Raw genomic sequence first — 7,230 nt, 5'->3', positions numbered from 1 at the left:
GAACTCCGCGTAGAAGCGCTTGGCGGCGTCGATGGAGGCTGTGGCAAAGATGGAGTTGAAGCCATCGATCCGTGGTCGCGACTTTCCCGCTTCTTTCGAGGGATCTTTGCTGCGAGCGCCAGCGACCTCGGCGATGTTGGTGAGCACGCGATGCTTTGTAGCTTCTGCTCCGTTTTGGTCTTCTGCTCGAAGTGCTCGCGGGTGTAGGCGACGACCTGGCTCACGCGCCGAGGGGCCAGCACGCGCGCTCCGCGTCGGATCCCGAACACTTGCTTGTCGGTCACCGGCGTGGCAGCTTGGATGGTGTTGACGTAGTCGATGCGGAACGGGAGCACGTTCTGTCGGTGATCGCGTCCATGTAATCGTGTACGTGTGTGGGATGAGCCGCCCAACTGTTTGCTCGGTGGTTCGCCGCTTCGCATCTCCGCCGGTAGAAGAGTTCTCTGCGAAGATGGCGTGCCCGTGAACCCGAACAGCGTATACTGGCTGAACGCGCGCCCGATAACCGTATGCATGTCGCCGAACTGGCTGCGGTGGCACTCGTCGAAGATGATGACGACGTGGCCGTCGTACACGGCGTGGTCTCGGTTCCCGGCGATGAACGTCGACAGCTTCTGGATCGTGGTGACGATGATGCGGGCGGATGGGTCACCCAGCTGTCGCTTGAGCACGGCGGTGGAGGTGTTCGAGTTGGCGGCGCCCATCTCGAAGCGGTCGTACTCCAGCATGGTCTGGTAATCGAGGTCTTTGCGATCCGCACCACGAACAGCACCTTGGCCACGCCCTCGCCCCGCGACGCCAGCTGCGCCGTTCTGAAGCCAGGAAAGCGTCTTACCGGAGCCGGAAAAGGGCCAGACATAGCCGCCTGCATGGACGGTGCCGAGAGTTCTGGCGTTCCGGGCGATGTCTATCTTGTTCAGGATCCCCTTCCGGTGGCCGCGGATCTGGTAGGGCCGCATGACGAGCAGTATTCGGTCGGCCGTGAGCAGTATCGAGGCGAGCACGGCGAGCAAACGTGCTTCGCGAAGAACGCGTCTCGGTGAAGCCCGCCAGGCTCTGGAATCGGCCGGTTCGTGGCGTCTGCCCACCCAGGAGGTGAATTCATAGGAGTTCGACGTTACTCGTACTCTCGTCTCCCGCCGCTTTCGGCTTCGTCGAGGTGCTGTCGTCGCGTGGTGTTGCTGTAGTACTTCGTCAGCGCGTGCTGCTGGTGATGCACGAATATCTGGGTGTAGTCGAAGAGTCCCGAGCCCGCCCAAAACGAGTCCCGCTTTCGGTAGCGGTTGATCTGGTTGAAGGCTCGCGGATGTCCACGCTGCGACGCTTCAGCTCGTGGATAGCTGGACCAGTGGGCAGACCGTCGATGAGGGATGGTCATTACAAAGAAGGGCTGGCCTCCGAGCGCAGCGGCCTGACCCCTCACTGACCTCGTACTGGTTGATGACCTGGAGGTGATTGTTGTGGATGCTTCTTGTCGAGGAGCTTGATGTTCTGTGTGGACCCGTCGTCGCGGACCAGGACCTGGAACTGGTCCCCTTCCTGAATGCGACGGGTCTTGTTCCCGGCCGTGGTTGGTTTGGCTACGCGCTCCGTGAAGTTCTAACTCGTTGTCCGAGAACGTGACGCCGTTGGAAGCCCAGCTGCGCGCGCAGGTTCGCGATGAGCTGCGCCCCTGCCTGCGATGGGCAGGTACTCGTAGGCTTGGGCCTCTTTGCGGCGCTCGATGAACTCGTGCTCGAGCTGCGCCTCGGTCTGATAGCCATCGGCGATGCCCTGCTCGTCCGGGATACTCAGCCACCAGCTGCGTTTCTGGTCGCTTACCGCGAGCGGTGCGTAAAGTGCAGTGGGCGGAACTCTCGCTCACGCCGGCGGCCTCCACGAAGCCTCAGCAGCTGGTCGCGTGCATGTCTCATACCGCTGCCGCCGCGCGGATCCGGCAGGGAGGCCGTCGGAGAGGCTTCACGTTCACGAGAGCGTCGAATTGGTCGAGGATCGCGACGACGCGTGGCGCTGCTCACCGAGGGGGGGCACAGGCAAGACTACCGACTTCACGATACCGGCGTTCAGGTTCTGGACCGTGCCCGCGCCTGCACGGCGCGCGAATTCTGTTTGAACGGGCGCAGCACTGAGTAGGTGGTACAGGAAGTCCGGTAGGAATGACTCGCCGAAGTTGCTGACGGCCAGCCAACCGTCGTGGATGCAGCCCTCGATCTGGGAGATGTATGGGCGACCGAAGCTCATGGAGTTGGAGAGCACGAAGTCACCAGGGTACACGCGGCGGGACTTCTCGGCGCCCGCAAGTGTCACGTTCAGCGGTCCTGCGATGAACCCTCCGCCTGGTATGGTCGTCACCGATCTCGATCCACGGATCCCGTCGTCCGCCCTTTCGGTGACGAAGGCGTGGATTTGGACGTGGCGAGTACCCCGCGAACGATGGTGGCTAGCCTACCCATTGCTGTCCATCTTAATTTCCCTCTCTTCACCTTCAGATGCGTCTCTGAAAGTCAAGAGAGAATCCCGATAGTATGCATACTGCTTGCGGCGAGCTTCAGCTCTGCTTCCAGCTCTGCTTCCAGCTCTGCGAACAGATCCAGTACGCGCACGATCTCCTGCTGCACCGCGAGGGGCGGAATGGGGATGCGGATCTTTGCCAGGCTGTTGGCGGAGACGTCGATCACCTTCGTACTGTTCGCATACCGCTTCTTCTTCTGAAGGTGGAAGCTAGGGCTCTGCAGCCAGTAGCTGATGAACTTGGAGTCCTGGTCGTGCTTCAAGACGGTTGCGTGGCCACCAGTGACGATGCGGTTCCGCCGAGCCAAGCAACTGCTTTCCCGACCTCTTCTAGGTTCTCGCTTGTGTTCGTGATGATGATGTCACCAGGGTCGACTTTGCTGCGCGTTTCTCCGTTGAAAAACCCGGTGAAGCGAGCCAGGGCTGCCGGGTGGCGTGAGCGAGGGCGGCAGATAGGAAGCGGCCGACGGATCATGGCGGCGCTGGCGCCGCAAACTACGGCAGCCATGAGAGCCACCAGCGCACACGACGTGATCCGCGAGAGTGGCTGCTGCGCCCCATAGGCCTTCGCCAGTCCACGACCTGGCGAGGTGCCTGCTCCGAGGAGCCGCATCAGGATGTTGAGGTTGAAGCCCGCGCACTGGATGAGGTAGCGCTTGCGGACGTTGCCTCGCCTTCGGAGCCGCGTGCGTCGATGGTCGCCGGTCTCGCAGATGTGCGCGAAGCGAGCGCTCGATGAGTTCACCGCGACGGCGTTGTAGCTCTCTTTGTCTCTTCTTCGGGCGCTTCACGCGTTCTCGATTGCGGTACACGGCCTTCGCCGTCTTGCGTCCACCATGCTTCGCTAGCGACGCTTGCCGCCGAAGCCGCTCGGGAATGGTAGGTCCGGATGCTCTTCTCCTCGAGGCTCCGAATCGTGCCTCTCGCCTTTGTGGCAGCCCCTGTCGGCGACGACCTTCGCGTGGATGCTCCCGGATGACTTTGCTGGAAGGTGGCGCCCGTCGCTGTCGTCGTCATCGTCGTCGCGAGCGATGGTGCGCTCAGAGATTCGCTCGGCGAGCTTGAGGCCTCGTCCTTCGATGGACGAGGGGTCGCTCGTCGGGCGGCCATCGTCCACGGCGAGGGGAGCGCCCGTCTCCATGTCGACCACGTGCTCGGCCTTGTAGCCGAGTCGCGTTCGCCCATCCTTCAAGCGCACGTGATCCAGCGTCCGGAGTCGGTGGGGCTTGCCCACTCTTCATTCGACGTCTTCTTTGCCTTCGCGGCTTCGGCCTTCCGAAGCGGGCAGCCCTCTTCGGTCGGGTTCTCGATGCCGGACTCCCCTTGGCGAGCCCGCGCAGGTAGCCCTTGTAGCCCTCGCCGCGCTGCCCTTCCGCACGATGGTCTCTATCGACGCATCGGCGCGAAGGTGGTAGGTCGGATCCACCCCAGCCACCTGGCCGCGCAGCAGACCGCGCCTCGTTGGTTACCACGCATCACGAAGCGGAAGACCTCCACGTACGTCGACTCCGGGCAGTCGCGTGCGCATGCGTGACAACGTTGGAGTGGTCGGGCGTCGACTCGTGCGGCTCGAATCCCAGGAAGCGCTTCAGCGAGAGCGAGTCCGCATCGCCAGCAGATCCCGCGCCTGACTCTGATTCTGGAAGCGCACCCCAGCAACAACATGCGGAAGTACACGCTCTGGCGCCAACGACGGCGGCATCCGCCCTGGCTCCTCGGCTCGAACTGCACCGCGAGGGCGGAATGGGGATGCGGATCTTTGCCAGGCTGTTGGCGGAGACGTCGATCACCTTCGTACCGTTCGCACCGCTTCTTCTGAAGGTGGAAGCCGGCTCTGCAGCCAGTAGCTGATGAACGGAGTCCTGGTCGTGCTTCAAGACGGTTGCGTGGCCACAGTGACGATGCGGTCTCCGCCGAGCCAAGCAACTGCTTTCCCGACCTCTTCTAGGTTCTCGCTTGTGTTCGTGATGATGAGTGTCACCAGGGTCGACCTTTGCTAGCCGTGCTGCCGTTTCGGGCGCCACGAATGAGCGGGTCTTGGTCGTCCAGGTGCCGTAGTACGTGTAGATTTGGCCGTAGTGAATGGCTCCAACCCCGGACTCCGTGAAGTCTGTCTTTGGCATCCCGTTGCCGCGGACCAACTCGCCGATCTCGCCGAGCGCCCTGAACGGCACCCCGCCCGGGCAGTGCTTCGCGATGAGGTCGTGGATACGGCTCATGGCTTGTTCTTCGCCTCTAGGCGTCGGACGCCGCTGTCGGTGGTCAACACCTTCATCTGCTGAATAGCGGTCTGGTTGAGCAGTTTGAGGCGCTGGCTCTGCGCCACGCCCTGGTGGATGAGGTGCGCGTTCAGCGCCTCCAGGTTGGCCAAGCACACGAGCTGCGCGACGTTGGCCTCATCGCGGATGTTGCCCTTGCTGCCAGGTTGGCCATCACGCCACTCTCGGGCCGTCTTGCCGAACAAGGCTACGTTCAGCAGGTCGGCTTCGCTCGCGTACACCAGGGAGGCTTGCTGTGGGGTGACCTCGGGTGGAATGAGGTTCTGCTGGATGGCGTCGGTGTGAATGCGGTAGTTGATCTTGGTGAGGTTGCGGCCGACGTCCCAACCGAGCTGATCGCGCTCCCCTTCCTTGAGGCGCTGGAACTCCTTGATGAGGTAGAGCTTGAACTCGACCGAAATCCAGGCCGCGAACTCGAAGGCAATGTCCTTGTGGGCGTACGTCCCGCCATAGCGCCCAGCCTTGGATGTGATGCCAACGGCGCCAGTGCGTTCGATCCACTGCTTGGGCGTGAGGGTGAAGCTGTTCAGCCCGGCTCGCAGTCTAATCCCGTCGAATTCGACGGGGTTGAAGTCCGCGTTGTTGAGCCGCTCCCAGATCCCCAGGAACTCCAGCGTGTTCCGGTTCCTCAGCCAGTTTCGGATGAGGTCATCGGTGTGCTCGGCGTTCTTGTGGCGAGCGATGTCGGTCAGCGAGATGTAGTCCTCGTCGGCGCCGGCCACGACCGTCACGGCGCGCCCCTGGACCGTGATCTGCCGGTTCTTGCTCACGCGGCACCCTCCAGGTCGGCCACGATGGCGTCGATCTCGGTGCGGAGCCGCGATTGCCGCGCCACGATTCGCGCGATCTCGGCGTTGAGCTCCAGGATATCCACCGCCTGGCGCGTGTCCTCGCGCTCGACGTACGACGACACCGCGATGTTGTAGGCGTTCTCGGCAATGGCCGAGTGGGGGACGACCCTCGCGAAATGTTCCACGTTCTGCCGCGCCACGTAGGCGTCCAAGACCTTCTTGTGGTGCTCGGGCGCTAGGTGGTTCTTGTTGCCGACGCGTGTGAATTCGGCGCTGGCGTCGATGAACAGGACCGCGTTGTCCTGCTTCGACTTCTTCAGCACGATGATGCAGGTGGCGATGGTGGTGCCGAAGAAGAGGTCTGGCGGGAGCTGGATGACGGCATCCACGTAGTTGTTGTCCAGCAGGTACTTGCGGATCTTCTGCTCCGCGCCGCTGCGATAGAGCACACCCGGAAACTCGACGATGGCTGCCGTGCCGTTCACCGCGAGCCACCTGAGGATGTGCATGGCGAAGGCCAGGTCGGCCTTGGACTTTGGGGCCAGCACACCCGCCGGAGAGAAGCGCGGGTCGTTGATCAGCGTGGGGTTGGCGTCGCCCTCCCAGTTGATCGAGTAGGGTGGGTTGCTGACGATGGCCTCGAAGGGTTCGTCGTCCCAGTGCCTCGGGTCGATCAGCGTGTCCCCGTGGGCGATGTCGAACTTCTCGAAGTTGACGTCGTGCAGGAACATGTTGATGCGGGCCAGGTTGTAGGTGGTCAGGTTGATCTCCTGCCCGTAGAAGCCCTGCCGCACGTTCTCCTTGCCCAGCACCTTCACGAACTTCAGCAAGAGCGACCCGGAGCCGCACGCGGGGTCGTACACCTTGTTCACCTCGGTCTTGCCGACGACTGTGATGCGCGCGAGCAGCTCGCTGACTTCTTGCGGGGTGAAGAACTCGCCGCCGGACTTCCCTGCGCTCGAGGCGTACATGGTCATCAGGTACTCGTAGGCGTCGCCGAACGCGTCGATGCTGTTGTCGGCGAAGTCGCCCAGCTTCAGGTCGCCGATAGCGTCGAGCAGCTTCACCAGCTTTTTCGTTGCGCTTTGCGACAGTCGGCCCGAGCTTCTGGCTGTTCACGTCCAGGTCGTCGAACAGACCCTGAATGTCCGCCTCACTCTCGGTACCCACCGCGGAGCCCTCGATGTTCTTGAACACCCGCTCCAGGGTCATGTTGAGGTTCTCGTCCTGGTCGGCGCGCTTGCGGACGTTGGCGAACAACTCAGAAGGGAGGATGTAGAAGCCTCGCTCGGCGACGGTCTCCTTGCGGCCGAACTCGGCCTTCTTGTCGGAGATCTCGGCGTAGTTGAAGGTGCGGTCCCCGGCGGCGCGCTCCTGTTCGTTGACGTAGGCGGTCAGGTTCTCGGAGATGAAGCGGTAGAACAGCATGCCGAGGACGTAGGACTTGAAGTCCCAGCCATCGACCGAGCCACGCAGGTCGTTGGCGATACGCCAGATGGTCTTGTGTAACTCGGCGCGCTGGGCGTCGCGGGTGCTGGGCTGCATGGGGCTTTCGGGTAGGTAAGGCGGGCAGCGAGTCTACGGGAAGACCTCGAGTCCCGCGGCCAATTTCGCCCCAGCGCTGGTGCCCAGGTTGCGCTCGCCCTGCG

4 protein-coding genes and 2 pseudogenes are annotated in these 7,230 nt (G+C 62.7%); all 6 read right to left on the bottom strand.

Annotated elements, in window-relative coordinates; translation table 11 throughout:
- Positions 1 to 959: DEAD/DEAH box helicase family protein (locus tag IPI43_25805; protein MBK7777496.1), on the bottom strand; the 959-nt coding region annotated here is incomplete at its 3' end.
- A gap of 1,006 nt (positions 960 to 1,965) precedes the next feature.
- The gene (locus IPI43_25800) at positions 1,966 to 2,256 is read right to left on the bottom strand and encodes a hypothetical protein (GenBank protein MBK7777495.1); all 291 of its coding nucleotides are present in this window, start codon (positions 2,254 to 2,256) and stop codon (positions 1,966 to 1,968) included.
- 189 nt (positions 2,257 to 2,445) lie between these two features.
- A pseudogene (locus IPI43_25795) lies at positions 2,446 to 3,019 on the bottom strand (restriction endonuclease subunit S).
- Between the two features lie 336 nt (positions 3,020 to 3,355).
- Entirely contained in the window at positions 3,356 to 3,709 is a 354-nt protein-coding gene (locus IPI43_25790; GenBank protein MBK7777494.1) for a hypothetical protein, read from the bottom strand.
- A 1,017-nt stretch (positions 3,710 to 4,726) separates the two neighbouring features.
- Positions 4,727 to 5,560, bottom strand: a complete 834-nt coding sequence (locus IPI43_25785) for a KilA-N domain-containing protein (protein ID MBK7777493.1) — start codon at positions 5,558 to 5,560, stop codon at positions 4,727 to 4,729.
- A pseudogene (locus tag IPI43_25780) lies at positions 5,557 to 7,126 on the bottom strand (type I restriction-modification system subunit M). Before IPI43_25780 ends, IPI43_25785 begins: the two are co-directional and overlap by 4 nt.
- Positions 7,127 to 7,230 lie beyond the last annotated feature (104 nt).

It is taken from the genome of Sandaracinaceae bacterium (assembly GCA_016706685.1).
In the GTDB taxonomy this organism is placed as follows: domain Bacteria; phylum Myxococcota_A; class Polyangia; order Polyangiales; family Houyiibacteriaceae; genus JADJJE01.
Note: the sequence above shows the minus strand (reverse complement) of the source record. Positions and strands in the feature narration are given on the sequence as shown.